This window comes from Sphaerisporangium sp. NPDC005288, assembly GCF_040607475.1.
GTDB lineage: Bacteria > Actinomycetota > Actinomycetes > Streptosporangiales > Streptosporangiaceae > Sphaerisporangium > Sphaerisporangium rhizosphaerae.
In genome coordinates this window covers 110899-135578 of the sequence record NZ_JBEXGT010000018.1, presented here as the reverse complement: position 1 = coordinate 135578, position 24680 = coordinate 110899, and the positions used below count along the sequence as shown (strand labels likewise).

Sequence of the window (24680 nt, the reverse complement as noted above, 5' to 3'; positions counted from 1 at the left end):
CCCGCGGACGATCGTGCCGGCGGCCGCTGACGTGCCGGACGCGGAGCATCCCCCGGGGGACCTTGGTCTTCCCGGCGCGGTCATGTCCGTTCGTCTCGTCGTCTACATGCCCATGCAGCCGGGCACCCCGTAGGCGGCGCCGCGGTCGAAGGCGGCGATGCGCTGTGAGGCGCTGCCGTGGTCGCCGGGCCTGGTCCACCGCGTCTTGTCGGCCATGGCCCGCAGGGCGGCGGCGATCTCTCGCACGTCGCCCTCCTCGAAGCGCAGTGTGCCGTCCGCGGCGGCCCCGTACAGCGCCGCGCCCGCCAGGCAGTCGGCCTGCAACTCGGCGGCCGGCGACCTCTGCGGAAAGCCCGGGTGTGCCTGCACGGCGTGCCCCCATTCGTGGGCGATGACGTCGTACACCCAGGCGTCCCCGGAGCGGTATCCCTGCTTCATGAGGTCGGTGTCCCAGGCGATGTAGTGGCCGTTCGGGCAGTAGTGGGCATTGTCGTAGGTCAGGCGCCTGCCACCGCAGAACGGCGCGGGTCTGCCGCCCCGCGAGTATCCGCCGAAAATGTTCGGCCGATAATAACGACCGGCGAAGTACCGCGACCAGTGGCTCGCCCAGAAACGGTCCACGACGTACAGCGCCGTGGCGATATCGGACTTCATGCCGTCCATTCCGCGGGCCTGCGCCACGGCCGCCCCCGACTGCGACCTCCCCGCCGTGGACGCGTACGCCGTGCCGCCGCCGGCGAGCATCGTGGCGACGAGCAGAACGGCGAGCGCCGCCCGCCCCGGCATTCGTCGATGCATTACCGCGATCCCCTCCCCTTGGATTCCGGGCCCCACGAGGAGGGTAAATGCGTTCCGCGTCCGGGGGAACGCTTACAGTTATGTCAAATCCCCGGGCCGGGCGCCGTCAGGAAATGAGATCGGCGCCGCCAGGGAAATTAAAAGGCCGCGGCGCCCGCAATGGGGCCTTCAGGTGGTCAGGCCGGAACGCCCGCGATGAGTTCGGCGAAGCGGCCCGCGTCGATGTTCCCGCCGGAGACGATCACGCCGACGCGCCTCGGGACGTGTTCGAGCCGCCCGGCCAGCAGGGCGGCCAGCCCGCAGGCGCCGCTCGGCTCCATGACGATCTTCATCCGTTCGAAGGCCAGCCGCATCGCCGCGCGGATGTCGTCGTCGGTGACCAGCGCGATCTCGTCGACCAGCCGCCTGTTGACCGAGAAGGTCAGCTCGCCGGGGACGTCGGCGGCCAGGCCGTCGGCGATGGTGCGCGGGACGGGGATGGACACCCGCTCGCCGGCGCCCAGCGACCGCCTGGTGTCGTCGCCCGCCTCGGGCTCCACGCCCACCACGCGGAGGCGGCGGTGCAGCCCCTTGGCCGCCGTGGCGCTGCCGGCGATCAGCCCGCCGCCGCCGACCGGGACCACCAGCGCGTCCAGCTCGCCGACCTCCTCCATGAGTTCGAGCGCGGCCGTGCCCTGACCGGCGATCACGTGCGGGTGCTCGTACGGCGGGATCAGCGCCAGTCCGCGATCGGCCGCGAGCGCCTCGCCGATCGCCACCCGGTCGCCGGTGTAGCGGTCGTAGGTGACGATCTCCGCCCCGTACCCGGCGGCGGCGTCCATCTTGGACCTGGGCGTGTCCTCCGGCATGAGGATCACCGCCGTGCCGCCCAGCTCCCGGGCGGCCAGGGCGACGGCCTGGGCGTGGTTGCCCGAGGAGTACGCGGCGATGCCCCTGGCCCGCTGCGCCGGCGACAGCCGCGAGACGGCGTTGTACGCGCCGCGGAACTTGAACGCGCCGACGCGCTGGAAGTTCTCGCACTTGAGGAAGACCTCGGCCCCGGCCAGGGCGTCCAGGGTGCGCGAGCGCAGGACGGGGGTGCGGTGCGCGACCCCCTTCAGCCTGGCCGCCGCGTCACGGATGTCGTCCAACGTGACCGGAAGGGGGGTGGTCATACTCGATCCTCCAGAAAAACGGCGTCCCAGGCCGGGCCTGGGACGCCGTGGAGCGTGGTGGGCGATACTGGGATTGAACCAGTGGCCTCTACCGTGTCAAGGTAGCGCTCTCCCACTGAGCTAATCGCCCTCGTGCGTCGATCGTCGCGCGGAGGTGGAGACGGGATTTGAACCCGTGTACGCGGCTTTGCAGGCCGCTGCCTCGCCTCTCGGCCACTCCACCGGGCGAGGCCTCGTCGCGGCAAGGCCTCTCCGAGCGGACGACGGGATTCGAACCCGCGACCCTCACCTTGGCAAGGTGATGCTCTACCAGCTGAGCCACGTCCGCGTGATCGGCCGGTGAACACCCGGCCTCACGCAGAGAACTCTAGCGAATCCCGGCCGACTCCCCAAACTCAGAGCGCGCCGACCTGCTCCGCGTACCAGGTGATTCCGGCCACGTGCTCGGCGATCCGGCGCAGCGTCCAGTTCGGGTCCCGGGGAAGATCCCACTCCGCCGGGCCGGCGGTCGCGTAACGGTGCAGGTAGCAGGCCCCGAGTCGCGTCCACCGCGAACGGGCCTCGGCCAGGTCCAGCTCGGTGAGGCGCGCCCAGTCCGCCTCCAGTGTCACCGCGCGCCCGTGCCAGCCATCGGGCTGGGACGGTGTCCCGGCGAGCAGCGCCTCCACCTCGGCGAGGTGGTCGACCAGGTGGTCCTGGATCCGCCTGGCCGCCTTGGCCGGAGTCCAGACGTTCTCCCCGTCGGTCACGATGGGACGGCCGTCCCAGGCATGCCAGGTCGCGGCCAGGGCCAGGCAGCGCTCGACGGCCGCCACGACGAGCGCCCCCGGGTTGCCGTCCGCCTCCGCCACAGGGGCGGGGATGACGTCGCCGGTGCTGGGAGGGACGTCGCCGACGGGAGGGGAGATGGCGACGTCCATGGTGGGGGAGGGGGTCGTGATGCTGGCGGCGGGCGCCTGCGGTGCGGTCATGCTTCGATGCTGGTGGAAGCATGGTTGGGCTACGGTCGAAACATGGTTGCCGAGTACGTGGCGTACGACGCCGACATCGCGGCGGTCGCCTCGCTGATCGCCGACCCCACCCGGGCCGCCGTGCTGACCGCCCTGCTGGACGGCCGGGCGCTGGCCGCCGGCGAGCTGGCCCGGCTGGCCGGGGTGAGCGCGGCCACGGCCAGCGCGCACCTCGCCCGGCTGCTGGCGGGCGGGCTGGTCACCGTGGTCAGCCAGGGCCGCCACCGCTACTACCGGCTGTCCGGCCCCGAGGTGGCCGAGGTGCTGGAGGTGCTGGCCCGGGTGAGCCCCCGCCCGCAGGTGCGGTCGCTGCGCCAGTCGCGGCAGGCCCGCATGCTGCGCGAGGCGCGCACCTGCTACGACCACCTGGCCGGACGGGCCGGGGTGAAGCTGCTGGAGGCCATGCTGGCGGCCGGGCACCTGGCCGGCCGCGACTCCTACGAGCTCACCGCGCACGGCGGGCGGGCCCTGGCGGAGCTGGGCGTCGACGTCGACGCCGTGCGAGCCGTCCGCCGCCGCTTCGCGCCCGCCTGCATGGACTGGACCGAGCGCCGTCCCCACCTGGCGGGCGCGCTCGGCGCGGCGATCACCCGGTCGCTGCTGGAGCGCGGGTGGTACCGCCCGGGGCCCGCGCCGCGCCTGCTGGAGCTGACCGACCTGGGTGGCGAGGGGCTGGCCGCGATGTTCTCCTGTAAGGGGCTAACATCCAATACGCCAGTTACCTAAGCGAGAGAGTGACACCATGCGCGACAACGAGGTCGTGGAGATCGGTCCCGAGCCGCTGAGCTTCGCCGACGTCATCGAGGTCGCCCGCGGCGGCGCCGCCGTCCGCCTCACCGACGAGGCGGTCGCGGCCATCGCCGCCTCCCGGGCGCGCGTCGAGGAGCTCGCCGAGAGCCCCGTCCCCGCCTATGGTGTCTCGACCGGGTTCGGCGCCCTGGCCACCCGGCACATCGACCCCGCGCTGCGCGCCCAGCTGCAGCGGTCCCTGATCCGCTCGCACGCCGCGGGGTCGGGGCCCGAGGTCGAGACCGAGGTCGTCCGGGCCATGATGCTGCTGCGCCTGCACACCCTGGCCACCGGGCACACCGGGGTGCGGCCGGCCACCGCCCTGACCCTGGCCGGGATGCTGGGCGCCGGAATCACCCCCGTGGTCCACGAGTACGGCAGCCTCGGCTGCTCGGGTGACCTTGCCCCGCTCTCCCACGTCGCCCTCGCCCTGATGGGGGAGGGGCCCGTACGCGATCGCGACGGCGAGCACACCACCGCCGCCGAGGCGCTGAAGCGGGCCGGCCTCGAGCCGGTCGAGCTGGCAGCCAAGGAGGGCCTCGCCCTGGTCAACGGCACCGACGGCATGCTCGGCATGCTCGTGCTCGCCCTGCACGACCTCACCCGGCTGCTCAAGACCGCCGATGTGAGCGCGGCCATGAGCGTGGAGGCCCTGCTCGGCACCGACCGGGTCTTCGCCCCCGAACTGCAGGCGCTGCGCCCCCACCCCGGCCAGGCCGCCTCGGCCGCCAACCTGCGCGCCCTGCTGCGCGACTCCGGGATCATGGCCTCCCATCGCGACGACTCCTGCACCCGCGTCCAGGACGCCTACTCGCTGCGCTGCGCCCCGCAGGTCGCCGGCGCCGCCCGCGACACCCTCGACCACGCCGCCACCGTCGCCGGCCGCGAACTGGCCTCGGCCGTCGACAACCCCGTGGTGCTCGCCGACGGCAGGGTGGAGTCCAACGGCAACTTCCACGGCGCCCCGGTCGGCTACGTCCTGGACTTCCTGGCGATCGCCGTCGCCGACGTCGCCTCGATGGCAGAGCGGCGCACCGACCGCATGCTGGACGTCGCCCGCAGCCACGGCCTGCCCGCCTTCCTGGCCGACGACCCGGGCGTCGACTCCGGGCACATGATCGCCCAGTACACGCAGGCGGCGATCGTCTCGGAGCTCAAGCGACTGGCCGTGCCCGCCAGCGTCGACTCCATCCCCAGCTCGGCGATGCAGGAGGACCACGTCTCCATGGGCTGGTCGGCGGCCCGCAAGCTGCGCCGCGCCGTCGACGGGCTCACCCGGGTGCTCGCCGTCGAGGTGCTCACCGCCGCCCGCGCCATCGATCTGCGCCGGCCGCTCGAGCCCGCTCCCGCCACCGGCGCCGTGGTCGCCGCCCTGCGCCAGGAGGTGGCCGGCCCCGGGCCCGACCGGTTCCTCGCCCCGGAGATCGAGTCGGTGACCCGCCTGGTGGCCGGCGGCGGCGTCGTCGCGGCTGCCGAGTCGGTCACCGGCCCGCTCGCCTGACGCCCCGGGGTCCGGGGCCCGGCCCGCGCGAGAGAATGAAACCGTGTATTTCGCCCACGTCGGCGGTCGACTGGCCACCGGGCTGCGCGAGGTGACCACCGATCTCGGAGTCCTGGACGGGACCGGCTGGTGGGCCGTCGTGGTCACCTACGAAGGCAAGGTCACCTGCGCGCGTTTCGACCGGGTCGAGCGGGCGCCGCTGCCCCCGCCGTCCGGGCCGTGGCCGGCGTCCCTCGCGTGGACCACCTCGCTGGACCGGCAGGGGTACGAGGACGGCGTGCGGCGCATCCGCGCCTACATCGAGCAGGGCGAGGTCTACCAGGCCAACCTCTGCCGCGTGCTGACCGCCGGGCTGCCGCCGGAATCCGACCCGCTGGTGCTGGCCGCCCGGCTGGCGCGCGGCAACCCCGCCCCGTACGCGGCCGTCGTCCGCGTGCCGGGGATGGCCGTCGTGTCGGCCTCACCCGAGCTTTACCTGTCCCGCGACGGCGACGTGGTGGAGTCCCGGCCGATCAAGGGGACAGGGGTCACCGCCGGCGACCTGCTGGAGAAGGACCGCGCCGAGAACGTCATGATCGTCGACCTGGTGCGCAACGACCTCGGCCGGGTCGCCCGAGTGGGGTCGGTCACAGTCCCCGCCCTCTGCGAGATCGAGCAGCACCCCGGGCTGGTCCACCTGGTCTCCACCGTCCGGGCCGAACTCGCCGACGGCCAGGGGTGGCCGGAGCTGTTCGCCGCCACCTTCCCGCCCGGCTCGGTGAGCGGCGCCCCGAAGTCCTCCGCGGTTCGTATCATCAATGAACTCGAACCTGAGCCACGGGGGCCGTACTGTGGGGCGGTGGGCTGGGTCGACGCCGACCGGCGGCGGGCCGCGCTGGCCGTGGGCATCCGCACCTTCTGGGTCGAGCACGACCTCATCCGATTCGGCACCGGAGCCGGCATCACCTGGGGCTCCGATCCGCGGCGCGAGTGGCGGGAGACCGAGCTCAAGGCTTCCCGTCTCGTCGCGCTCGCCTCCGGGAGGGGCTGACGAAGCAAGAATGGAGATTGGACAGATGAACGTTCCGGTCTGGGTCAACGGCGAGCTGCTCGACCCCGCGCAGGCCAGCGTCTCGGTCTTCGACCACGGGCTGATGGTCGGCGACGGCGTGTTCGAGACGATCAAGTGCATGAACGGCGGGTCGTTCGCGCTCACGCGGCACCTGGACCGCCTGAAGCTCTCGGCCGAGCGCCTGGGCCTGCCCGAGCCCGACCTGGACGCGATCGCGGACGGCGTGCGCGCCTGCCTGGCCGCGGCCCCGCCGTGGCCGCTCGGCCGCATCCGCATCACCTACACCAGCGGCAACGGCCCTCTCGGCTCCGACCGCGGCAACCAGGGCACCACCGCCGTGGTGATCGTGGGCGCCCAGGCCCCGTTCCCCGAGAGCGCCGCCGTCACCGTGGTGCCGTGGCCGCGCAACGAGCGCGGCGCGCTCGCCGGGATCAAGAGCACCTCCTACGGCGACAACGCCAAGGCGCTGGCCTACGCCAAGGAGCGCGGCGGCCAGGAGGCCATCTTCGCCAACCTCGCGGGCGACCTGTGCGAGGGCACCGGCAGCAACATCTTCATCGTCCGCGACGGCACCCTGGTCACCCCGACCATCGCCTCCGGCTGCCTGGCCGGCGTGACCCGCGCGCTGGTGCTGGAGTGGCACGGCGGCGAGGAGACCGACGTGCCGATCTCGGCCCTGTACGAGGCGGAGGAGGCGTTCCTGACCTCCACCACCCGCGACGTCCAGCCCATCCGCCTGGTGGACGACACCGTGCTCCCCGCCGCGCCCGGCCCGATCACCGCCAAGGCGATGCGGGTGTTCGCCGAGCGCAGCGCGGCCGACATCGACCCCTGAGCATCCCGAGTCGTCATCGTCTTCTGATCACCGGGGCCGGCGGCGGCCCCGGTGATCAGAAGACCGGCATGGCCCTGCGCGCGCCGGGGGTCACTCGGGGTAGGCCACCTGGGTCTGGGCGTTCAGCTCGGCCGTCGTCACCTTCTTGGCCGGGTCGGTGAGCGGATCGTCGACCGCGATCACGTCCAGGCCCTTGGTGATGTCGCTGGAGTAGATGTAGCCGTTGTAGTAGTACGCCGACCACGACCCGCCGAGCTGCGGCTCGTCGCCGGAGGCGCTGAGCGGCGCCGGGTCGACGTAGGCGATCTCCTTGGGGTGGTCGGGGTCGGTGAAGTCGACCACCGACACACCGCCCTGGTACCAGGCCTGCACCATGATCGTCTTGCCGGGGACGGGGAGCAGCGAGCCGTTGTGCGCCACGCAGTTCTCCGTCGCGGTCTGGTAGCGGGGAAGCTTGTAGTACGCCCTGCGCTCCAGCTTGCGGTCGCCGGTGATGTCGTAGACCGCGTCGGCGCCCTTGTCCGGCCCGGTCTTGGCGTCGCACGCCGGGGCGACGCCGCCGCCCAGCTCGTCGGAGAAGATCACCCGCTTGCCGTCGTTGCTGAAGGTCGCCGAGTGCCAGATGGAGAAGTTCTCGGTGTCGGTGATCTGCTGGAGCACCTTCGGCCGCACCCGGTCGGAGATGTCCATCAGGATGCCGTTGCCGATGCACGCGCCCGCGGCCAGGTCCTTCTCGGGGTAGACCGTGATGTCGTGGCAGCCGCTGGTCGCGCCCGGCCGGGTGTCGTCGTCGGCGCCCCCGTCGGTGAACAGCAGCGGCTGGGCGACGATCTTCGCCTGCGCGGGCGCGGCCACCGGCACCTCGACGATGGCGATCGAGTCGTGCGGCGGCTTGCAGGTCGAGGAGTTCTCGTCCGGCCCGAACGAGGACACGTACAGGTAGACCTTGCCGGGGTCGTCCTTGGCGGGCACCAGCGTGTGGGTGTGCGAGCCGCACGCCGTGGCCAGGGACTTGACGTAGCGCGGATGGGCCTTGTCGGAGATGTCGAAGATCCGCACGCCCTCCCAGCCGCCGAGCGGGTCGCCGGGGGAGCTGTCGCACGTGTCGCCGTCCCGCGGGTCGTCCACCGACAGGAACAGCAGGTTCCCGGTGACCGAGATGTCGTTCTGCCCGCCGGGGCACACCACCCGCGTCACCACCTTGGGCTTGGTGGGGTCGCTGATGTCGTGGACGGTGAAGCCCTCGTAGTTGCCGACGTAGGCGTAGTCGCCCTGGAAGGCCAGGTCGGTGCCCCACGCCTCATGGCCGTCGAACGGCGCCGACAGCGGGACCCGGGCCACGACCCTGGCGTTGGCGCTGCGCCGCTCGGCCTCGGGGGCGGCGGAGGAACCCGGCGAGGCCGCCGCGGCGGCGCCGGTGGACGGCGCCGGGGCGGACGGGGACGCTTGCCCCGGATCGGCGGCGCATGCCCCGAGCAGCAGGACCGCGCCCACCGCGGACGCGAACACGCCGATCCGCCGCCTGCCCACAATGCCCCCCGTGCCTCGTACCCCATATGGGAATCTGTCGCAGTATGGAAGCTATGTCGATCCGGAGCCGCGTGTGCGGGGTTTGTGTAACGGTTGTGCTGGCATCCGGGCTGGCTTCCACCATCACCGCCTGCACGAGCCGCAGCCCGCGGACGGGCGAGCCCGTCGTCGCCGGGACCGGCGCCCCGGTGATCGTCCCGGGCGCCCCGGGGGACCGGGGACGCACCGCCGCGCCGGGCGAGCGGGTCGGCACCGCGGGCCGGGGGCCGTCCGCCGCCGACGTCCGCTTCGCCGAGCGCATGGTCCCGCACCATCGCCAGGCCCTGGAGATGGCCGACCTGGCCCCCTCACGGGCCGCCGGGCCGGGGGTACGACGCCTGGCCGGGCGCATCTCGGCCGGCCAGCGGCCCGAGATCGACGTGATGACGCGCTGGCTGCGGGCGCTCGGCCGCCAGGCCGCCGAGGGTCACGACGGTCACGGGGCCTCACCGGGCCCCGACGCGTACGGCATGGCGAGCCTTGGGGAGATGAACCGGCTGCGCGCCTCGCGGGGCGCGGCCTTCGACGCGCTGTTCCTGCGCCTGATGATCAGGCACCACGAGGGGGCGCTCAAGATGGCGGGGGAGGAACTGGCGGGCGGCGCCGACCAGATCATGCGGAAGATGGCCCAGGACATGGCGTCCGGGCAGCGCGTGGAGATCGGCAGGATGCGCGCGCTGATGCGCTAAGCGGGGCGGGGCGGCCGAGAGGGCGGGCCGGCTGGGCGGGTCAGGAGCTCCACAGCATGTTGGTCAGCTCCTCGTCCAGGTCCATGAAGTCGGTCTCGCGACCGGCGGACACCAGCTCGTAGGTGCGGTGCAGGAACTCGGTCAGCGGCGGCAGCGGCACCTCGAACAGGGCCTGGCCGAAGGGGGAGGTGAGGCTGATGTTCAGCGTCCGCTCGCCGTCGGCCCTGGCCGGCCACACCTGCACGTCTCCGTCGCCCACCCGCCTGACGATGCCGACGGTGAGCAGCTCGCGGGCGAAGATCCACTCGACCGGTTCGTCGTTCCCCACGTGGAAGGCCATCCTGATGGCGTACGGGTCGTCGGCGGTGTAGCTCAGTCCGGCGAGCAGGGGGACGGTCGTACGGTCGGGGACCACAAGTCGAAGGCCTAGCTCGGCAGAGACGGTGGCGTTCATCGTCAGCCAAACCTTTCGTCGGTGGGTCCCCTGCGCGGGGCCTGGGTTGCGGTGCTCTGAAGGACTTCGCTCGGAGCTGTGTCTGCGAAACGAAGAGACCTGGAGGAGAGATTCCGCTCCTGGGCCCTTCTGTAACGCATATCACAGCCCGACATTTGCGCCTCTACCTGGTCAAACATCGCTTAGAGGTGCGTGTTTGCAAGGGTTTTAGCTGTCGTCCTACCGTCCTACAGGGCATCTGCGGGTGTGTCGGAGTAAAGATCATAAGTGGTGCGATTCGGATGAGTATGGGGCATGACGATGCTATGACAACAGGGCGCCACGCCGCCGGACTCCCGGGAACCTTCCCCACTGGATCTTCGCCTCGCTTCGCCAGGACCCTCCTGAGTGAGGTATGGTTTTCCCCGTTGGCAGGCACTCCGAGCGGGGCGCAGGCCACGGCGAAGGGCGATTAGCTCAGCGGGAGAGCGCTTCGTTCACACCGAAGAGGTCACTGGTTCGATCCCAGTATCGCCCACCACGTCACAGGCCGCTTCCCTTTCGGGGAAGCGGCCTTCGTCGTCTTCCGGGCGACCGTGGCCGGCCTCCGCGTGCCGCCCGGTCGCCCGCGGCCTGTCCGCGGCCGGGGGGCGCGAAGTCCCGACTTCGCCGAGCGGATGCCGGTTCGCGGTGCCGCGGCGGGGCGGCGGGGGAAGGTGACGCACGGGAAGGGTTCCGTCACTCGCGTTGACATTACTTCATGGTTTACCTACCTTTTTTGTAGGTATATTGGAGGTGGACCGTGAACGCGGTGACGGTGGCCGAACGGCCGATGCCCGATCTCACGGCGGGGGGTCCGCCCGCGGGCCTCCCCGTGCTCGTCCGCGGAATGGGGCCCGGGCTCGCCGGGGTCCTCGCGCCGCTCACGGAGGGGCGCGGCGGCCGATTCTCCCGCGACCGCCGCGGGGAGGTGGTCTACCTGCCGTCGGGCGGCGAGCCCGTGCTCTACCTGGGCTCGGCCAGGGGGGTGCCCTGCCACGCCGCGATCGCCTACCGGGCGAGCGGAGCTTCGGCGCCCGAGCCCCGGTTCGCCGCGCCGGAGGCGCTGCCGCGCGGCCCGGCGCACTTCCGGCGCGAGGTGTGGCCGCTGGTGGCCAAGGACCTCGGCTACGCCTACTACCACGAACTGATCACCGCCCACCCCGGGCGGGTCCGGACGACCTGGGAGGACTTCGCCCCCGCCTACGCCGCCGAGGAGTGGGGGAGCAGGGCGGTGCGCGCGCTGATCAGGCACGCCGTGCCGCGCTTCGCCGACCGGCTGGACCTGGACCGGCTCGATCGCCCGCTCGCCGGCATCCGATTCGGCGACCGCGCCGGGCTGCAGCGCTGGATGCGCGGCTACCTGCGCGCCGACCTGGCCAGGCGCGCCGACCCCTCTTTCAGCGCCGACCTCGCCCTGGCGCGCGCGCTCCGCCGGGCCCGGGACGGGCTGGCCGGAACGCGGCACGCCGACCCCTGGCTCGACGGCCTCACCCGCTTCCTCGCCGAGGGGCCGCCGGCCGCCGAGCTGGTGGAGCTCGGCGCGCTCGCCGCCGCCGGCATCGTCGTGTTCCTCGGCGGCGACCTGCAGGTCCGGCCGCACGGGCGCGAGGAGGTGTGGCGGGTGTCCGGCTCGGCCTGGCCGGGCGCGGTCGAGGTCCACGCCGTCCTGGACACGCGCGACATCGTGGACAAGCAGGAGGAGTACCGCTGAAGGGCTCGGGCCGGGCCGCCGGCGCCCCGCGCCGGTGGCCGGGGTTCAGCACTGGCCGTCGGCCAGCACCCAGTAGTCCGGGCCGGTCTGCCTGAGCGCGTGGACGGTGAAGGTGTTCCACAGGCCCATGGCGTCGTTGGAGCCGTTGGCGTAGGTGTAGCCGCCCGACTGGTGCGCCCGCCCCGCGGAGGTGTGGGCGTGGTTGCTCGCCCGCACGCACGTCCCCGGCACGGTCGGAGTGGGCGTCGGGGTCGGGGTGGGCGTCGGGGTGACCGTCGGCGTCGGGGTCGGCTGGGCCCCGCCGTCCAGGCGGAAGAACAGCGCGTCGTGGTAGGCCGAGCAGATCGTGTCCAGGAAGTAGGCCGCCGTGGCGCCGCACTGGTCGGCCGCGCTTCCGGGGTCGACCGGCAGGCCGTGGCCCATCCCGGCGATCTCGTAGAGCCGCACGTCGTCGGCTCCGTACACCCGCAGCGTCGTGCCGCCGGTGAGCGACCGCGTCGAGGTCGCGGTCTGGGACACCCCACGGACGTTGGTCCACTGGTCGCGCAGTTGCGTGCCGTTCGCCGGGGTGACGGTGTAGTCCGACTGGCCCTGCCAGATCGCGACGCGCGGGTACGGCCCGGAGTAGCCGGGATAGGCGCCGCGCACCAGGGCGCCCCACTGCTGCGGGGTCTTGGACGTCGCGCCGTACTGGCAGCCGGACGCCTCGGTCAGGCTGGTCGCGCAGCGGTAGGCCAGCCCGGCCCCGATCGACCCCGCGGCGAAGACGTCGGGATAGTTGGCCAGCATGACCGCCGACATGGCGCCGCCGGCCGACAGGCCGCTGACGTACACCCGGGCCGGGTCGGAGCCGTAGGTGGCGACCGCGTAGGCCACCATGGCGCGGATCGAGGCCGCCTCGCCCTGTCCGCGGGCGGTGTCGCCGGTCTGGAACCAGTTGAAGCAACTGGAGGAGTTGTTGGCGCTGCCGGTCTGCGGCAGCACGAGCGTGAAGCCCCACTGGTCGGCGTACTTGCGCCAGCCGGAGTTGGCGAAGTAGCCGCTCGCGTTCTGGGTGCAGCCGTGCAGGAGCACCACCAGCGGACGGTCGCTCGCCAGCCCGTCCGGCCGGTAGGCGTACATGGCGAGGGCGCCGGGGTTGGCGCCGAACGAGCCCACCTGGACCAGCGAGGCGGCGCCCGCCGGCGGGGCGGTCAGCGTGGCGCCGAACAGGCCGGCGAGCGCGAGGATGACGGCCGTCAGGAAGGAGGCGGCCCGTGCGGGCCCGGCTCGGCGAGTGGGGGGAGAGGGGGGTGATGGGACCATGGAGGGCTCCTAATGTGACCTGGCTCACGGCCTTTCAGCGCACGGTAGATCTCCGGTGCGCGTTCCGACATGTCCGCGAAACACACTTTCCGTGGTGCTGTCATGGGCCCTCGTACGGCCGGGCGGCGGCCGGCGCTGAAAATTTCACCTCGCGCGCGGGGCTTCCCCGCAGGACGCATGGCCGCCGTCCGCGCCCCCGCCCTGGGGGTTGACCCCTCCGGGCCCGGGTGCGTTGATGCGACCGCCGGCGGTCCCTCGCACCGGTCCGCCGACCCGCGAACCTCCGACCGAGAAAGGTGACCCATGCGCTCGAGCAAACGCTGGGCGGTCGCCGTGGCGGCGGCGCTGATCACCGCGCTGGCCACCCCCGCTCATGCGGCGGCGCCCGTACCGCCGCCCTCCCCCTCGCCGAGGCCCACGCCGACCCTCGCCGACACCGAGCCGCCGTCCCAGCCGACCGGGCTGTGGGAGTGCGTGGCCGACTACACCGGCGCGGTGCCGTTCTGCTGGCGGCCCTCCACCGACAACGTCGGGGTCGTCGCCTACGACGTCTCCATGCTGCAGGGCGACGTCTTCTCCCGCATCGGCACGGTGACGGTGACCTCCGCCAACGCCGACCGGCCCTACTTCGCCGCGACGAACCTGGTGCCGGGCCGGCTCTACAGCTTCCGGGTGATCGCCAGGGACGCCGCGGGCAACCAGAGCGTCCCGTCCGCGCTCTACACCGCCCGCGCCCAGCAGGGCCTGCCGCCGCCCAGCCCGAGCCCCTCGCCGACGCCCACCCCCACCCCCACGCCCACCCCGTCCACGCCGGTCCCCGTCCCCGCCTGCCGGGTGGCCTACTCGGCCGTCGACTGGGGCACCGGCCTGTCGGCGAACGTGCGCGTCACCAACCTCGGCCCCATCCCGATCAAGAACTGGACGCTGCGGCTGGCCTTCTCGGGGAACCAGGCGGTCACCGTCGTCTGGAACGCGACCGCCACCCAGGCGCCGCCCTGGGTCACCTTCACCGCCCCGGCCTGGCAGCAGGCGATCGACGCGGGCCAGACCTACTCCTTCGGCTTCAACGCCTCCTACAGCGGCGTCAACGACCGGCCGACCGGCTTCCTGCTCAACGGCGTGCCCTGCACGGTGACCTTCCCGGCCTGACCGGCGCCGGAGAACGGCCTCGCCGCCCGCGCCGGGGAGCGGATTTACCGCGCAAGTGGAATATCCCAACGGAAACTTTCACCGGCGTGTGACACGGGTCACGCGCCGCCCCGGCCGGGTGGGGCGAAGATGCGCAGCTCAGGGCCGGTGACCTCGAAGCGGCCTTGAGGCGGCCTGGAGCGGGCGTCCACCCGAGCCCGCGGGGCGTTGACTAGGGGTGGCCCGCACTTGATTCTGGGGTGGGCGCTCACCGGTCCGGCCACATGTGGACGGCGCCGGGCGAGACGACCTCGAGGTCCATGGACGGGATGACGAGGACCAGCGGAAAGGCAGGCGCCGACGCCTGCGCCCTGAACTTCCCGTATCTCGCGGGCGGGCGGAACCCGGTGCGCGTACGCGCGCGGCGGGAGCCGTCCCGAGGCAGACCGCGAGGACGGTTCCCACCCCCGGCCGTCCGGCCGCGGTCCCGCATGGCCTCATGCCGTGCCGGGGCCATGCGCGGCGGCCACACAGACCAAGAGGTGACTCATGAACGTCGACAGGTTCTCCGGACCGGTGCTCTCGCTGTTCCGCTTCGTGACAGGCCTGCTGTTCCTGTGCCATGGGCTGTCGTCCGTCTTCGGCGTCCTCGGCGGCAACCGCGGCTCGGGCCATGCCATCCCCTTCGGCACCTGGCCCGGCTGGTGGGCCGCGGCGATCCAACTGGTCTTCGGCGCGCTCGTCCTCGTCGGACTGTTCACCCGCGTCAGCGCCGTGCTGGCGTCGGGTTCCATGGCCTACGCCTACTTCACGGTGCACCAGCCGCAGGCCCTGCTGCCGCTGAACAACGGCGGTGAGGCGGCGGCGATGTTCTGCTGGGCCTTCCTGCTCATCGCGGTGCTGGGCCCGGGTGTGTGGGCGCTGGACACCGTCCTGCAGCGCTCCCGCGCCACCGAGCCGGGTGGCGTCCCCGCCAGGTGGGGCTTCGCCCGCGGGGCCGCCGCGGCGGTCCAGCCCCGGACGAGGTGACCGGTCCGCACATGAGCCACCGGCGGTACGCGATCGCGTACCGCCGGTGGAACCGGGGGATCCGGCCGGCCCGTTCTCGGCCGGCGCGGCCTCATGGACGACGGCCGGCGGACTGCTTCACCTTCCCGGCGCCGGCGCCGCATGGCGTCCTGGCCCCTGGCGAGCCGCGCAGGGCCTCGCGGTGGTGGCGGTACTCGTCGTCGTCGATCTCGCCGTCGGCGAACCTGCGGAACAGCATGTCCTCCTCGCAGGAGCGCCCGCGGGGGAGCAGGTCGTCGAGCGGGTCGTGCAGTATGACCTTGACCCCGCCGATCACCGCTCCGCAGAGCAGGACGAAGCTGAAGGTGGCGAGCAGCATCTCGGAGTTGCTCAGTGCGAAACCGTACAGGTACATCTGCATGATCTTCTCTTCTCTCGGCACGCGTTGTGACGCGGTGGGCCGTGGCGCGAGCCGGTGGCGAGGGACGCACGGCCCATGGGGACAAGGTCAGGCCACGGGCGCCTCGGCGCTCGTCCGTCGCTTCGGTGCGAAGCGATCAGGGGACGCCGTGGCTCTGTGTTCCGTGACGGTGAGAGGCATGCGTCCATCGTGCTTCACTCTGGCTTGACCTGCCAGGACGCGTTCTACCCGGGAGAATTTAAGCTGGGTGTAACACTCCCACCCTAAAGCCGTAGATGTGTCGTAACGTGACGAAATGGACAGTGAGCGTCTCCTTGGTGACTTCCTCCGGGCCCGGCGCGAAGCCAAGGCCGTCGAGGAGGTCGGGATCAGGCGAGTAGGCCGCCGACGGACTCCGGGACTGCGCCGCGAGGAGGTGGCGATGCTGGCCGGGGTCAGCACCGACTACTACATCCGGCTGGAGCAGGGACGCGAGCGCCGCCCGTCCGAGCACGTGCTCGAGGCCCTCGCCCGCGTCCTGGACCTGGACGCCGACGCCACCGAGCACCTGTTCGAGCTCGCGCGCCCCAGGGTGCGGCGCCGCCAGGCCGCCGCCGCCCGCCACGAGGAGGCCAGCCCGCACCTGGTGCGCCTCCTGCACAGCTGGCAGGCCACCCCGGCGTTCGTCCACGGACGCTACATGGACATCCTCGCCGCCAACCCGATGGCCGACGCGCTCTACGCGGGGCTCGGCCACCGCGACAACCTCATGCGGATGACCTTCCTGGACCCCGCGGCGCGCGAGTTCTTCTTCGACTGGGAGCAGACCGCCTACAACAAGGCCGCGATGCTGCGCGCCGCCGCGGGCACCGATCCCGACGACCCGTTCCTGCCCAAGCTGGTGGAGGAGCTGTCCGCCCACAGCGACGAGTTCCGCCGCCTGTGGGCGCGCCACGACGTGCGCAGCACCGGCCAGGAGTGGAAGCACTTCCACCACCGCGAGGTCGGCGAGCTCCAGCTGGCCTACGAGTCGTTCTCCGTCAACAGCGCGCCCGGGCAGCAGCTGGTCATCCTGCAGGCCGAACCGGGCAGCCCCTCCGAGCACGCCCTCAGCCTGCTCGCCGGCCTGGTCGCCCGCGATATCGCCCGTAGCGGCGCTTCCGTGGAGCCGCGCACGGCCCCCGAACCCGAGGCCGCCCTGGCCCTGCCCCGCGGGCCGGCCACGGGAGGCCACATCGGCGTGCCCTCCGCGACCTGGCGGACCCGCTGGTGAGGACCCCGTATGGCCGGCGTCGGCCGGCGGCCGGGCGGGTGGTCACGCACGCGCTGGGCCGGTCCGCGCTGATCAGCGCAGGGACGGGGCGTCCCGCACGGAGTTCACCGGTGCGCCGAACCAGCGCGACAGCGCCGCTCTGAGCGCCCGCCGGTCCTGGTCGCCCGGACGGGCGGCGCCGGTGGCCCAGGCCACGTAGCAGTCCGGCCGCAGCAGCAACGCGGTGACCGGCGCGGTCGCGCCCGCGTCCCCCTCGGGTGGGCCGGCCGGGCGGCCGGCGACGGCGTCCACCCGGTCACGCCAGCCGGACAGCTCCGCCGCCAGTGAGCCGTCCTCGGTCAGGTCCAGCAGCAGCGGCCGGGCGCTCGCGGTGAGCTCGGCGAGCCGGACCGGGCCCGCCCCGGTGTCCAGCGTCAGGTCCGGAGCCCATCCTCCGACCAGCGGATGGGCCTCACCCTCCCCGCCCATGTCGTACCGGACGTCCGCACCCGCCATCGTGGCGGCGATGTGCCGGACGGCGCCCGGGTCGCGCAGCAGCTCGCCGAACAGCTCGCGAAGCGAAGTGACATCGCCGCCCGGGGCGATCAGCGCGGACTGCGCCCGGGTGTGCATGATCACCCGCTCGGCCGCCGGTCGCCGCTCGGCCTCGTAGCTGTCCAGCAGCCCAGGCGGCGCCCAGCCCTGGATCTCGGCGGCGAGTTTCCATCCCAGGTTGATCGTGTCCTGCAGGCCGAGGTTGAGGCCGGGGCCGCCGATCGCGCTGTGCACGTGGGCGGCGTCCCCGGCCAGCAGCACGCGGCGGTCGCGGAAGCGGTCGGCCAGGCGGGTGTTCCCGCCGGTCAGCCGGCGCAGCATGTGCGGTCCCTCGCCTCGCGGCGGGCCGAACGGCACATCCACGCCGAGCACGCGCCGCAGGCTCGCGCGCAGCTCCTCCAGGGTGAGCGGGGCGGTGGCGTCCTCCCGCGCCTCCGGCTCCCACTCGGCGGTCGTCATTATCGTCCCGGTCGGGAACGGGGCGTACGCGAACATCCCGCGCTCGGTGCGGTGGTGCATGAACGGCGGGATGACGGCCCCGTAGCCGGGAAGGTCCAGCCCGCCCGTGGCCCGGTCGATGATGGTCTCCGGGACGCTGACGTGCGCGGTGCGGGAGGTGGTGTCGTCCTTGGTGACACCGGGGAAGCCGATGCCCGACAGCTTGCGCACCGCGCTGCGCCCGCCGTCCGCCCCCACCAGGTACCGCGCGGTGAGGCGGTAGGCGCCGTCCGGTCCGGAGATCTCGACGGTGACCCCGTCGTCGTCCTGCGACACCCCGGTCAGCTCGTGGCCCCGGCGGATCTCGACGCCGAGTTCGGTGGCGCGCTCCTCCAGGACGCGCTCGGCCTCGCGTTGCGGCACCTGCAGGATGTACAGCGGGTTGTCGCGCTCGGCCAGCAGGTGCAGGTGCAGTGGCATCGCGCCGAACACGAAGCCCGGCTGCGGCTTCGGCGGGGGAGAGCCGCCGAGCCGCTCGTACAGGCCGCGGCGGTCGAGCATGCGCACCACCTGGCCGACCAGGCCGTTGGCCTTGCCCTCCTGGGCGCGTTCGGTCAGCCGCTCCAGCACCAGCGGCCGCACCCCGGCCAGGCTCAGCTCGCAGGCCAGCATGAGCCCGTTGGGCCCGGCCCCGGCGATGACGACGTCGGCGGACACGGCCGCGGACCGGGACTCGGATTCGGACATGGGGGTTCTCCTCGCGTTCGGATGGCATGGCGAACAGGGCCGGCGGCGCCGGCCTGTCGATGGGCGTGCGGGCAGCGGTCGCGGCCGAAGGGGGGCGTCGGCGACAGCCGTTGGACGGCCGGCCCGGGGCGGCCGGCGGTGTGAGGCCGGTGCACCGGCCGGATCACCGGACAGCGGTGTGGAGCTCTGACGGGTGTGGAGTTCTCGGATCAGGCGGGTGGAGCTCTTGGATCAGGCGGGTGAAGCTGTTGGATCAGGCGGGTGGAGTCCTCGGATCGGGCAGGCCCGCGGAGATCCTGCCCAGAGCGTCGTGCAGCAGCGACATCAGCGGGGCCGAGCCGTTGGTGCGTACCCAGTGGTCCATGACCACGCCGAGCGCGGCACCGACCGCCGCCGCCACCAGGCGCGGGTAGAGATCGCGGACGACGTCGGTGCCGGTGCGCTCGGCGACCGCCGCGGCCAACTCGGCCTCGGCGATCGCGCCGGCCTTGAGGAACTCGCCGTGCATCGCCGGTTCGGCGAGCATGACGCGAAGCCCGGCGGCCCACTGGTCGCGGGACACGTTCGGTAGGGCGCCGGTGTCGTCCTTCGCCCTGTCGCCGTCCTCCCGCATGTCGAAGCGGGCCGTCACCGCGTTGACGACGGCCTCCCAGATGGGCTCGGACGCCGGCCGGGCGCGGAGCTCCTCCGCGATCAGTCGGGCGCGGTCGAGGTGCCGTGAGGCGATCGCCTCGGCCTTGCTGGAGAAGTAGTTGTTGAACGTGCGCGGAGAGACCCCGACTTCGGCGGCGATGTCCTCCACCCGGACGTTGTCCCAGCCGCGCTCGACGGTGAGCCGGATGGCCGCCCAGCTCAGGGCGATGCGGGTCTGCTGCTTCTTGCGTTCTCTCAGCCCCGCGCCGTCCTGTCCGATGTCCACGCCATCGACTCTAGCAATAAGTGCGTGATCAGAAAAGATGCGGGATCCGCAATTTTTGCATGGGCGCCGGGTCGTCGAGCGGCAGCGTCGGCCAGCCCGGAATCGCGCGTCCCGGCGCCGGTCGGAGGCCGCGACGGCGCCGGCGGAGACCCGTGCGCTGAAGCCGGGGTGGCTCCGGGTTGAGTTCTTAGGTTAGGCAAAGCTAAGTTAAAGCGGAAGTCGCGACCTGGAAGGAGGCAGCCCATGGCCGTCGGCACCGAGGAGACCGCGGGTCCGGAGGCCGAGGAGGTCTCCGCGTACCGGGTGTTCCGCGTGCGGGTGACCCGCGTGACCGGGCTTGGGCCGAGCTTCACGCGCGTCACCTTCACCGGCGACGACCTGGACCTGTTCGCCGGACACGGGCTCGACCAGCGGATCAACCTGCTGTTCCCGATCCCGGGTCGCGGCTACCCGCACCTGCCGGAGGGCGGCGACTGGTACCGGCGGTGGCGGATGCTGCCGCCGGAGCACCGCAACCCCATCCGCACCTACACCGCGGGCGCGGTGCGCCCCGGCGCCCGCGAGCTCGACATCGACTTCGTGCTGCACGGGGCCGCCGGCCCGGCCTCCCGGTGGGCCTGTTCGGCCCGGCCCGGCGACCCGCTGGTGGTGGTCGGCCCGGACGCGCGCCATCGCGGCCCGGCCACCGGCCGCGAATGGGCTCCGCCGCCGGACGCGACACGCCTGCTGATCGCGGGCGACGAGACCGCCGTCCCGGCCATCGCCGCCATCGCCGAGTCCCTGCCCGGCCACGTGCACGCCGAGGTCATCCTCGAGGTGCCCGACCCGGCGGACACCCGGGTCCTGTTCGTGCCGCCCGGCGTCCGCGTCACCTGGCTGCCCCGCGGCGGCGCGGAGGCGGGCGGGCACGGCCACGCCCACGGCGAGCGGCTGTCCGCCGCCGTCCGCGCGGCCGCGGCCCGCCTCGCGCCCGCCGCACCGCCCCCGGCCAGGGCCGTCGCCGGCGCGGCCGGCGGCCGGGAACAGGGATCCGCGCCGGCGCCGGCGCCGGAGCCGCAAGAGTCCGCGGTGGCGCTGGAACGGCGGGCACCCGCGGCGGCGCCGCAGGAGCAGGAGGAGGACGACGACCTCTGGGAGGTCCCCGACCCCGGAACCGCCGTCCAGGGCGGCTTCTACGCCTGGCTGGCCGGCGAGGCCGGGGTGGTCACGGGACTGCGCCGCCACCTGGTCGGAGAGCTGGGCGTCGACCGCCGGACCGTCGCCTTCATGGGCTACTGGCGCCACGGCCGCCCCGGCGGCGAGTGAACCGCCGGCCCGGACGGCCGTCTCCCCTTGCCGGTGGGGACGGCCGATTCACCAGATCGCTGAGGAGAGGATCGTTCATGCGGGTCGTCATGTTCGGCTACCAGACGTGGGGCCATCGCACCCTGCAAGCCCTGCTGGACGCGGGTCACGAGGTCGCGCTGGTGGTCACCCACCCCAAGAGCGACCACGCCTACGAGAAGATCTGGGACGACTCGGTGGCGGAGCTGGCCGCCGAGCACGACGTCCCCGCGCTCCTGCGCAACCGCCCCGACGATCCCGCTCTGCTCCAGGCGCTGCGCGACGCGGCACCCGACATCATCGTCGCCAACAACTGGCGCACGTGGCTGCCGCCGGAGGTGTTCGACCTTCCCCGGCACGGCACGCTGAACGTCCACGACTCGCTGCTGCCGTCGTACGCGGGCTTCTCCCCGCTGATCTGGGCCCTCATCAACGGCGAGGAGCAGGTCGGCGTCACCGCCCACCGCATGAACGCCGAACTCGACGCGGGCGACATCGTGCTGCAACGGGCCGTAGCGGTGGGACCTTGCGACACCGCCACCGACCTGTTCCACAAGACGGTCGATCTGATCGGCCCCATCGTACGCGACGCTCTGGAGCTCATCGCCTCGGGCCGGGCCACGTGGGTGCCCCAGGACCGCACCAAGGCGAGCTTCTTCCACAAGCGGTCCATCGAGGACGGCCGCATCGACTGGACCTGGCCGGCGCAGGACCTGGAGCGGCTGGTGCGAGCGCAGTCGGACCCCTATCCCAACGCCTTCACCTACTACCGCGGCGAGCGCGTCCGCGTCGTGTCGGCGGCCGTGTCGCAGGCGCGTTACGGCGGCACCCCCGGCCGCGTCTTCATCCGCGAGGGGGACGGGGTGGTCGTCGTCAGCGGCGCCGACGCGCGCGGTGGGCGGCGGCACGGCCTGGTCCTGCGGCGGCTGCGCACCGAGGACGGCGCCGAACACGCGGCCACCGACTACTTCCGCACCATGGGCGGCTATCTCACCGCCCGGCCCTGACCGCGGCGCGCTAGTGGGCCGCCTCCGCGCGCCCGGTGTCGTGGTGGCGGCTCATCGGGATGATCAACGGGGTGCCGCTGACCGGGTCCGTCGTGACCTGGCAGCGCAGGTCGAAGATGTCCCGCACGGTCCGCGCGGTGATGACCTCGGCGGGCGCGCCCTCGGCGACGACACGGCCCGACTTCATGGCGATGACGTGGTCGGCGTACCGGCACGCCTGGTTGAGGTCGTGCAGGACCATCACGATCGTGCGGTTCTCGCGCCGGTTGAGGTCGGTGATCAGGTCGAGGACGTCGATCTGGTGCGCCAGGTCCAGGTAGGTCGTCGGCTCGTCGAGCAGGAGCACCTCGGTGCCCTGCGCGACGGCCATCGCGATCCACGCGCGCTGGCGCTGGCCGCCGGACAGCTCGTCGACCGCGCGCCCGGCCAGGTCGGTCATGCCGGTGGCGGCCAGCGCGCCGTGGACGGCCTGCTCGTCGGCCGCCGACCACTGCCGCCACCAGGTCTGGTGCGGCGAGCGGCCCCGCGTGACCAGGTCGATGACCGTGAGACCCTCCGGCGCGACCGGTGACTGCGGCAGGATGCCGAGGCGCTGCGCCAGCTCCCTGGTCGGGATCGAGTGCAGGGCGCGGCCGTCCAGCTGGACGGCTCCCCGGCGCGGCGCCAGCAGCCGCGCCAGCGCCCGCAGCAGCGTGGACTTGCCGCAGGCGTTGGCGCCGACGATGGCGGTGACGCGCCCCGGCGGGACGACCAGGTCGAGGCCCTCGACGACCGGCCGGTCGTCGTAGGCCAGGTGCAGGTCGCTCGCCCGCAGGTCCGGGTGGATGGTCGACATGCGTTCAGCCTCCTGAGCCCGCGCGGTTGGCGCGGATGAGCAGCCAGAGCAGGATCGGCGCGCCCAGCACACCGGTGACGATTCCGACCGGCAGCTCCGTGGCGGGGAGCAGCTCGCGCGCGGCGAGGTCGGAGGAGAGCACGACCAGAGCCCCGGCCAGCCCCGAGGCCACCGGCGGCGGCCAAGCGGTGCCGGCGAGCCGCTGCGCGATCTGCGGCGCGGCCAGGGCCACGAAGGCGATCGGCCCGGCCGCCGCGGTGCCGAAGGCGACCAGCCCGACCCCGGTGAGCAGCAGCGTGAACCTGACCCGCTGCACCGGGGTGCCGAGGCCCGCGGCGACGTCGTCCCCGAGCTGGAGCGTCCGGTTCAGGCGGCCCAGCGTCAGCGCGAGCGGCACCAGCACCGCCATGGCCAGGGCGAGCGGGGTGACCTGGTCCCAACCGCGGCCGTTGAGGTTGCCCACCAGCCAGCCGAGCGCGGCCTGCGCCTGGAACCGGCCGCCCTTGGCGACCAGGTAGTCGGTGGCGCTGGTGAAGATCCACGACAGCCCGATGCCGACCAGGATGATCCGGTAGCCGGTGGTGCCGCGGCTCCACGCCAGCAGGTAGACGAGCAGGCCGGTGACCAGCGCGCCGAGCAGCCCGAGCGCCTGCGGCCCGAGCCCGCCGTCCCACCCCAGCACGATGCCCGCGACGACGGCTGCGCCGGCGCCCTGGGTGAGCCCGATCATGTCCGGGCTGGCCAGCGGGTTGCGGGTCATGGTCTGGAAGATCGAGCCGGAGACGCCGAAGCCGATGCCGGTCAGCAGCCCGACCAGGGCGCGCGGCAGCCGCAGCTCGCGCACGACCAGCAGCGTCCCGGGGTCCCCCTGCCCGGCCAGCGCCCTGACGACCGAGGTGAGGCCGATCGGGTAGTCGCCGACCGAGACGCCCCAGCACAGGACCAGGAAGGTGACGACGGCGAGCGCCACGCACACGGCGACCAGGCGAGGGCGCAGGAACCCGGAGACGGGCGGCACGGCCAGCCGGAACGGGCGGCGCGAGGTGACCGCGGCGGTGCCGGCCGGGGGAGCGGGGGTAGGGAAGGCCATGCTCAGACCTCCGCGAGCCGGCGCCGGCGGACCAGGGCGATGAAGAACGGGCCGCCGATGAAGGCGATGAGGACGCCCGCCTGGATCTCGGTGGGCCGCGCGGCGACCCGTCCGACGATGTCGGCCGCCAGCACCAGGCAGGGCGCCAGCACCGCCGACAGCGGCAGCAGCAGGCGGTGGTCGGGGCCGAACCCCGAGTGCTGGGCGAGGATCCGGGCGGCGTGCGGCACCACGAGCCCGACGAAGACCACCGGGCCGATGACCGCCACCGCCGCGCCCGTGAGCAGCGTGACGGCGACCGCCCCCTGAAGCCGGACCAGCCCGAGCCGCCTGCCCAGCGAGGCCGCCACGTCGTCGCCGAGTGCCAGGCTGTTGAGCGCGGGCGCGCAGGCCAGCGCCAGCGCCGTGCCGAGGGCGATGAACGGCAGGATGCGCAGCACGGTGTCACCGTCCTGGTCGGCGAGCGAGCCGGCCGACCAGAAGCGGTAGCGGTTCAGCGCGTCCGGGTCGGTCAGGACGACGGCGTTGGTGAGCGAGAACAGCAGCGAGCTCACGGCGACTCCGGACAGGGCGAGCTTGACCGGGGTCAGGCCCGAGCGTCCCAGGCCGCCGAGCAGGTACACCACGACGCTCGCGGCGAGCGCGCCCGCGAAGGCGAACCAGATGTATCCGTACAGCGACCCGACGCCGAGCACCGCGACCGACACCACGATCGCGAACGCGGCGCCGGCGCTGATGCCGAGCAGGCCGGGGTCGGCGAGCGGGTTGCGCGTCAGGGCCTGCATGAGCGCGCCGGACAGCCCGAGGGCCGCGCCCGCCGCCAAGCCCAGCGCGGTGCGGGGGACGCGCACCGACCAGACGACGTTGCCGGCCGTCTGGTCGGGCGCGTGCCCGAGCAGCGTCCGGACGACCTGGTCGAGGGGGAGGGCGCGGGCGCCCAGCGCGATCGAGAGCAGGCAGAGCGCGACCAGGACCGCGCCGAGCAGCGCCACCAGGACGGCGGGACGCCACCGGCGCGTCACCGGGCCGCTCTCACGTTCCGTCTTCCCCAACTTAGGTAAGGCACGCCTTAACTGTAGCCCCAGAGTTGG

At 73.2% G+C, this 24680-nt stretch carries 23 protein-coding genes and 4 tRNA genes; 12 read left to right on the top strand and 15 right to left on the bottom strand.

The genetic code is table 11. The features are described 5' to 3' along the window. Positions 1 to 102 precede the first annotated feature (102 nt). From ABZU32_RS18870 to ABZU32_RS18845, 6 genes are all read right to left on the bottom strand, one after another. On the bottom strand, positions 103 to 798 hold the full coding sequence (locus ABZU32_RS18870; RefSeq protein ID WP_354923773.1) for a neutral zinc metallopeptidase: 696 nt from the start codon (positions 796 to 798) through the stop codon (positions 103 to 105). A 176-nt stretch (positions 799 to 974) separates the two neighbouring features. Beyond that, positions 975 to 1952 carry a threo-3-hydroxy-L-aspartate ammonia-lyase gene (locus tag ABZU32_RS18865; protein ID WP_354923771.1) on the bottom strand — a complete coding sequence of 326 codons (978 nt, stop codon included), beginning with the start codon at positions 1950 to 1952 and terminating at the stop codon, positions 975 to 977. A gap of 55 nt (positions 1953 to 2007) precedes the next feature. Further along, a tRNA-Val gene (locus ABZU32_RS18860) sits at positions 2008 to 2082 on the bottom strand. Positions 2083 to 2104: 22 nt separating this feature from the next. Further along, a tRNA-Cys gene (locus ABZU32_RS18855) sits at positions 2105 to 2175 on the bottom strand. A gap of 32 nt (positions 2176 to 2207) precedes the next feature. Then, a tRNA-Gly gene (locus ABZU32_RS18850) sits at positions 2208 to 2280 on the bottom strand. A gap of 67 nt (positions 2281 to 2347) precedes the next feature. Further along, complete coding sequence (locus tag ABZU32_RS18845) at positions 2348 to 2923, bottom strand: hypothetical protein (RefSeq protein WP_354923769.1); 576 nt, start codon at positions 2921 to 2923, stop codon at positions 2348 to 2350. Positions 2924 to 2965: 42 nt separating this feature from the next. Here ABZU32_RS18845 and ABZU32_RS18840 point away from each other — a divergent pair, with 42 nt between their 5' ends. The 4 genes from ABZU32_RS18840 to ABZU32_RS18825 are packed head-to-tail and all read left to right on the top strand — an operon-like array spanning position 2966 to position 7138. Next, the gene (locus ABZU32_RS18840; protein ID WP_354847649.1) at positions 2966 to 3688 is read left to right on the top strand and encodes a winged helix-turn-helix domain-containing protein; all 723 of its coding nucleotides are present in this window, start codon (positions 2966 to 2968) and stop codon (positions 3686 to 3688) included. Positions 3689 to 3704: 16 nt separating this feature from the next. Further along, complete coding sequence (hutH, locus tag ABZU32_RS18835; RefSeq protein WP_354923767.1) at positions 3705 to 5252, top strand: histidine ammonia-lyase; 1548 nt, start codon at positions 3705 to 3707, stop codon at positions 5250 to 5252. 43 nt (positions 5253 to 5295) lie between these two features. Next, complete coding sequence (locus ABZU32_RS18830; RefSeq protein ID WP_354847655.1) at positions 5296 to 6282, top strand: chorismate-binding protein; 987 nt, start codon at positions 5296 to 5298, stop codon at positions 6280 to 6282. Between the two features lie 25 nt (positions 6283 to 6307). Next, positions 6308 to 7138, top strand: a complete 831-nt coding sequence (locus tag ABZU32_RS18825; RefSeq protein ID WP_354847658.1) for an aminotransferase class IV — start codon at positions 6308 to 6310, stop codon at positions 7136 to 7138. A gap of 90 nt (positions 7139 to 7228) precedes the next feature. Here the strand turns inward: ABZU32_RS18825 and ABZU32_RS18820 are convergent, their stop codons facing one another. Beyond that, complete coding sequence (locus tag ABZU32_RS18820) at positions 7229 to 8647, bottom strand: hypothetical protein (RefSeq protein WP_354923766.1); 1419 nt, start codon at positions 8645 to 8647, stop codon at positions 7229 to 7231. Between the two features lie 116 nt (positions 8648 to 8763). Between ABZU32_RS18820 and ABZU32_RS18815 the strand changes: the two genes are divergently transcribed. After that, positions 8764 to 9396 carry a DUF305 domain-containing protein gene (locus ABZU32_RS18815; protein ID WP_354847663.1) on the top strand — a complete coding sequence of 211 codons (633 nt, stop codon included), beginning with the start codon at positions 8764 to 8766 and terminating at the stop codon, positions 9394 to 9396. Positions 9397 to 9436: 40 nt separating this feature from the next. Here ABZU32_RS18815 and ABZU32_RS18810 read toward each other — a convergent pair whose 3' ends face one another. Next, positions 9437 to 9850: an SsgA family sporulation/cell division regulator gene (locus tag ABZU32_RS18810; protein WP_248960202.1), complete on the bottom strand. Its 414-nt coding sequence runs from the start codon at positions 9848 to 9850 to the stop codon at positions 9437 to 9439. Between the two features lie 445 nt (positions 9851 to 10295). Between ABZU32_RS18810 and ABZU32_RS18805 the strand changes: the two genes are divergently transcribed. Then, a tRNA-Val gene (locus ABZU32_RS18805) sits at positions 10296 to 10370 on the top strand. A gap of 261 nt (positions 10371 to 10631) precedes the next feature. After that, positions 10632 to 11582, top strand: coding sequence for a hypothetical protein (locus ABZU32_RS18800; RefSeq protein ID WP_354923764.1), 951 nt, complete (start codon positions 10632 to 10634; stop codon positions 11580 to 11582). Positions 11583 to 11627: 45 nt separating this feature from the next. Here the strand turns inward: ABZU32_RS18800 and ABZU32_RS18795 are convergent, their stop codons facing one another. Beyond that, positions 11628 to 12887 (bottom strand): PHB depolymerase family esterase, encoded by a 1260-nt coding sequence (locus ABZU32_RS18795; RefSeq protein WP_354923762.1) that lies wholly within the window; start codon positions 12885 to 12887, stop codon positions 11628 to 11630. 303 nt (positions 12888 to 13190) lie between these two features. On the opposite strand from ABZU32_RS18795, the gene ABZU32_RS18790 reads away from it, so the two are divergent. Both ABZU32_RS18790 and ABZU32_RS18785 read left to right on the top strand, forming a co-directional pair. Continuing rightward, complete coding sequence (locus ABZU32_RS18790) at positions 13191 to 14036, top strand: cellulose binding domain-containing protein (protein ID WP_354923760.1); 846 nt, start codon at positions 13191 to 13193, stop codon at positions 14034 to 14036. A 528-nt stretch (positions 14037 to 14564) separates the two neighbouring features. Beyond that, on the top strand, positions 14565 to 15044 hold the full coding sequence (locus ABZU32_RS18785) for a DoxX family protein (protein WP_354923758.1): 480 nt from the start codon (positions 14565 to 14567) through the stop codon (positions 15042 to 15044). A gap of 91 nt (positions 15045 to 15135) precedes the next feature. Here ABZU32_RS18785 and ABZU32_RS18780 read toward each other — a convergent pair whose 3' ends face one another. Beyond that, a complete protein-coding gene (locus ABZU32_RS18780) occupies positions 15136 to 15444 on the bottom strand; it encodes a hypothetical protein (RefSeq protein WP_354847677.1) in 309 nt (102 codons plus the stop codon). A gap of 295 nt (positions 15445 to 15739) precedes the next feature. On the opposite strand from ABZU32_RS18780, the gene ABZU32_RS18775 reads away from it, so the two are divergent. Continuing rightward, complete coding sequence (locus ABZU32_RS18775) at positions 15740 to 16696, top strand: helix-turn-helix transcriptional regulator (RefSeq protein ID WP_354923757.1); 957 nt, start codon at positions 15740 to 15742, stop codon at positions 16694 to 16696. A gap of 72 nt (positions 16697 to 16768) precedes the next feature. Here ABZU32_RS18775 and ABZU32_RS18770 read toward each other — a convergent pair whose 3' ends face one another. Beyond that, positions 16769 to 18415: an FAD-dependent monooxygenase gene (locus tag ABZU32_RS18770; protein ID WP_354923756.1), complete on the bottom strand. Its 1647-nt coding sequence runs from the start codon at positions 18413 to 18415 to the stop codon at positions 16769 to 16771. Between the two features lie 253 nt (positions 18416 to 18668). Then, complete coding sequence (locus tag ABZU32_RS18765) at positions 18669 to 19334, bottom strand: helix-turn-helix domain-containing protein (RefSeq protein WP_354923754.1); 666 nt, start codon at positions 19332 to 19334, stop codon at positions 18669 to 18671. Positions 19335 to 19577: 243 nt separating this feature from the next. Here ABZU32_RS18765 and ABZU32_RS18760 point away from each other — a divergent pair, with 243 nt between their 5' ends. Continuing rightward, positions 19578 to 20639, top strand: a complete 1062-nt coding sequence (locus ABZU32_RS18760; protein WP_354923752.1) for a siderophore-interacting protein — start codon at positions 19578 to 19580, stop codon at positions 20637 to 20639. Between the two features lie 77 nt (positions 20640 to 20716). Further along, positions 20717 to 21664 carry a methionyl-tRNA formyltransferase gene (locus ABZU32_RS18755; protein WP_354923751.1) on the top strand — a complete coding sequence of 316 codons (948 nt, stop codon included), beginning with the start codon at positions 20717 to 20719 and terminating at the stop codon, positions 21662 to 21664. A gap of 10 nt (positions 21665 to 21674) precedes the next feature. Here ABZU32_RS18755 and ABZU32_RS18750 read toward each other — a convergent pair whose 3' ends face one another. From ABZU32_RS18750 to ABZU32_RS18740, 3 genes are read right to left on the bottom strand one after another with little or no spacing between them, the layout of a single operon-like run. After that, a complete protein-coding gene (locus ABZU32_RS18750; RefSeq protein ID WP_354923749.1) occupies positions 21675 to 22499 on the bottom strand; it encodes an ABC transporter ATP-binding protein in 825 nt (274 codons plus the stop codon). A gap of 4 nt (positions 22500 to 22503) precedes the next feature. Then, positions 22504 to 23589, bottom strand: a complete 1086-nt coding sequence (locus ABZU32_RS18745) for an iron chelate uptake ABC transporter family permease subunit (protein ID WP_354923747.1) — start codon at positions 23587 to 23589, stop codon at positions 22504 to 22506. A gap of 2 nt (positions 23590 to 23591) precedes the next feature. Further along, a complete protein-coding gene (locus ABZU32_RS18740) occupies positions 23592 to 24641 on the bottom strand; it encodes an iron chelate uptake ABC transporter family permease subunit (RefSeq protein ID WP_354923746.1) in 1050 nt (349 codons plus the stop codon). Between the last annotated feature and the right edge of the window lie 39 nt (positions 24642 to 24680).

Excerpts from the sequence above, each read along its gene's own strand:
- ABZU32_RS18870 (WP_354923773.1), bottom strand. The coding sequence starts at position 798 with ATGCATCGACGAATGCCGGGGCGGGCGGCGCTCGCCGTTCTGCTCGTC.
- ABZU32_RS18865 (WP_354923771.1), bottom strand. The coding sequence starts at position 1,952 with ATGACCACCCCCCTTCCGGTCACGTTGGACGACATCCGTGACGCGGCG.
- ABZU32_RS18845 (WP_354923769.1), bottom strand. The coding sequence starts at position 2,923 with ATGACCGCACCGCAGGCGCCCGCCGCCAGCATCACGACCCCCTCCCCC.
- ABZU32_RS18840 (WP_354847649.1), top strand. The coding sequence starts at position 2,966 with ATGGTTGCCGAGTACGTGGCGTACGACGCCGACATCGCGGCGGTCGCC.
- hutH (WP_354923767.1), top strand. The coding sequence starts at position 3,705 with ATGCGCGACAACGAGGTCGTGGAGATCGGTCCCGAGCCGCTGAGCTTC.
- ABZU32_RS18825 (WP_354847658.1), top strand. The coding sequence starts at position 6,308 with ATGAACGTTCCGGTCTGGGTCAACGGCGAGCTGCTCGACCCCGCGCAG.
- ABZU32_RS18810 (WP_248960202.1), bottom strand. The coding sequence starts at position 9,850 with ATGAACGCCACCGTCTCTGCCGAGCTAGGCCTTCGACTTGTGGTCCCC.
- ABZU32_RS18795 (WP_354923762.1), bottom strand. The coding sequence starts at position 12,887 with ATGGTCCCATCACCCCCCTCTCCCCCCACTCGCCGAGCCGGGCCCGCA.
- ABZU32_RS18790 (WP_354923760.1), top strand. The coding sequence starts at position 13,191 with ATGCGCTCGAGCAAACGCTGGGCGGTCGCCGTGGCGGCGGCGCTGATC.
- ABZU32_RS18785 (WP_354923758.1), top strand. The coding sequence starts at position 14,565 with ATGAACGTCGACAGGTTCTCCGGACCGGTGCTCTCGCTGTTCCGCTTC.
- ABZU32_RS18780 (WP_354847677.1), bottom strand. The coding sequence starts at position 15,444 with ATGCAGATGTACCTGTACGGTTTCGCACTGAGCAACTCCGAGATGCTG.
- ABZU32_RS18775 (WP_354923757.1), top strand. The coding sequence starts at position 15,740 with ATGGACAGTGAGCGTCTCCTTGGTGACTTCCTCCGGGCCCGGCGCGAA.
- ABZU32_RS18770 (WP_354923756.1), bottom strand. The coding sequence starts at position 18,415 with ATGTCCGAATCCGAGTCCCGGTCCGCGGCCGTGTCCGCCGACGTCGTC.
- ABZU32_RS18760 (WP_354923752.1), top strand. The coding sequence starts at position 19,578 with ATGGCCGTCGGCACCGAGGAGACCGCGGGTCCGGAGGCCGAGGAGGTC.
- ABZU32_RS18755 (WP_354923751.1), top strand. The coding sequence starts at position 20,717 with ATGCGGGTCGTCATGTTCGGCTACCAGACGTGGGGCCATCGCACCCTG.
- ABZU32_RS18750 (WP_354923749.1), bottom strand. The coding sequence starts at position 22,499 with ATGTCGACCATCCACCCGGACCTGCGGGCGAGCGACCTGCACCTGGCC.
- ABZU32_RS18745 (WP_354923747.1), bottom strand. The coding sequence starts at position 23,589 with ATGGCCTTCCCTACCCCCGCTCCCCCGGCCGGCACCGCCGCGGTCACC.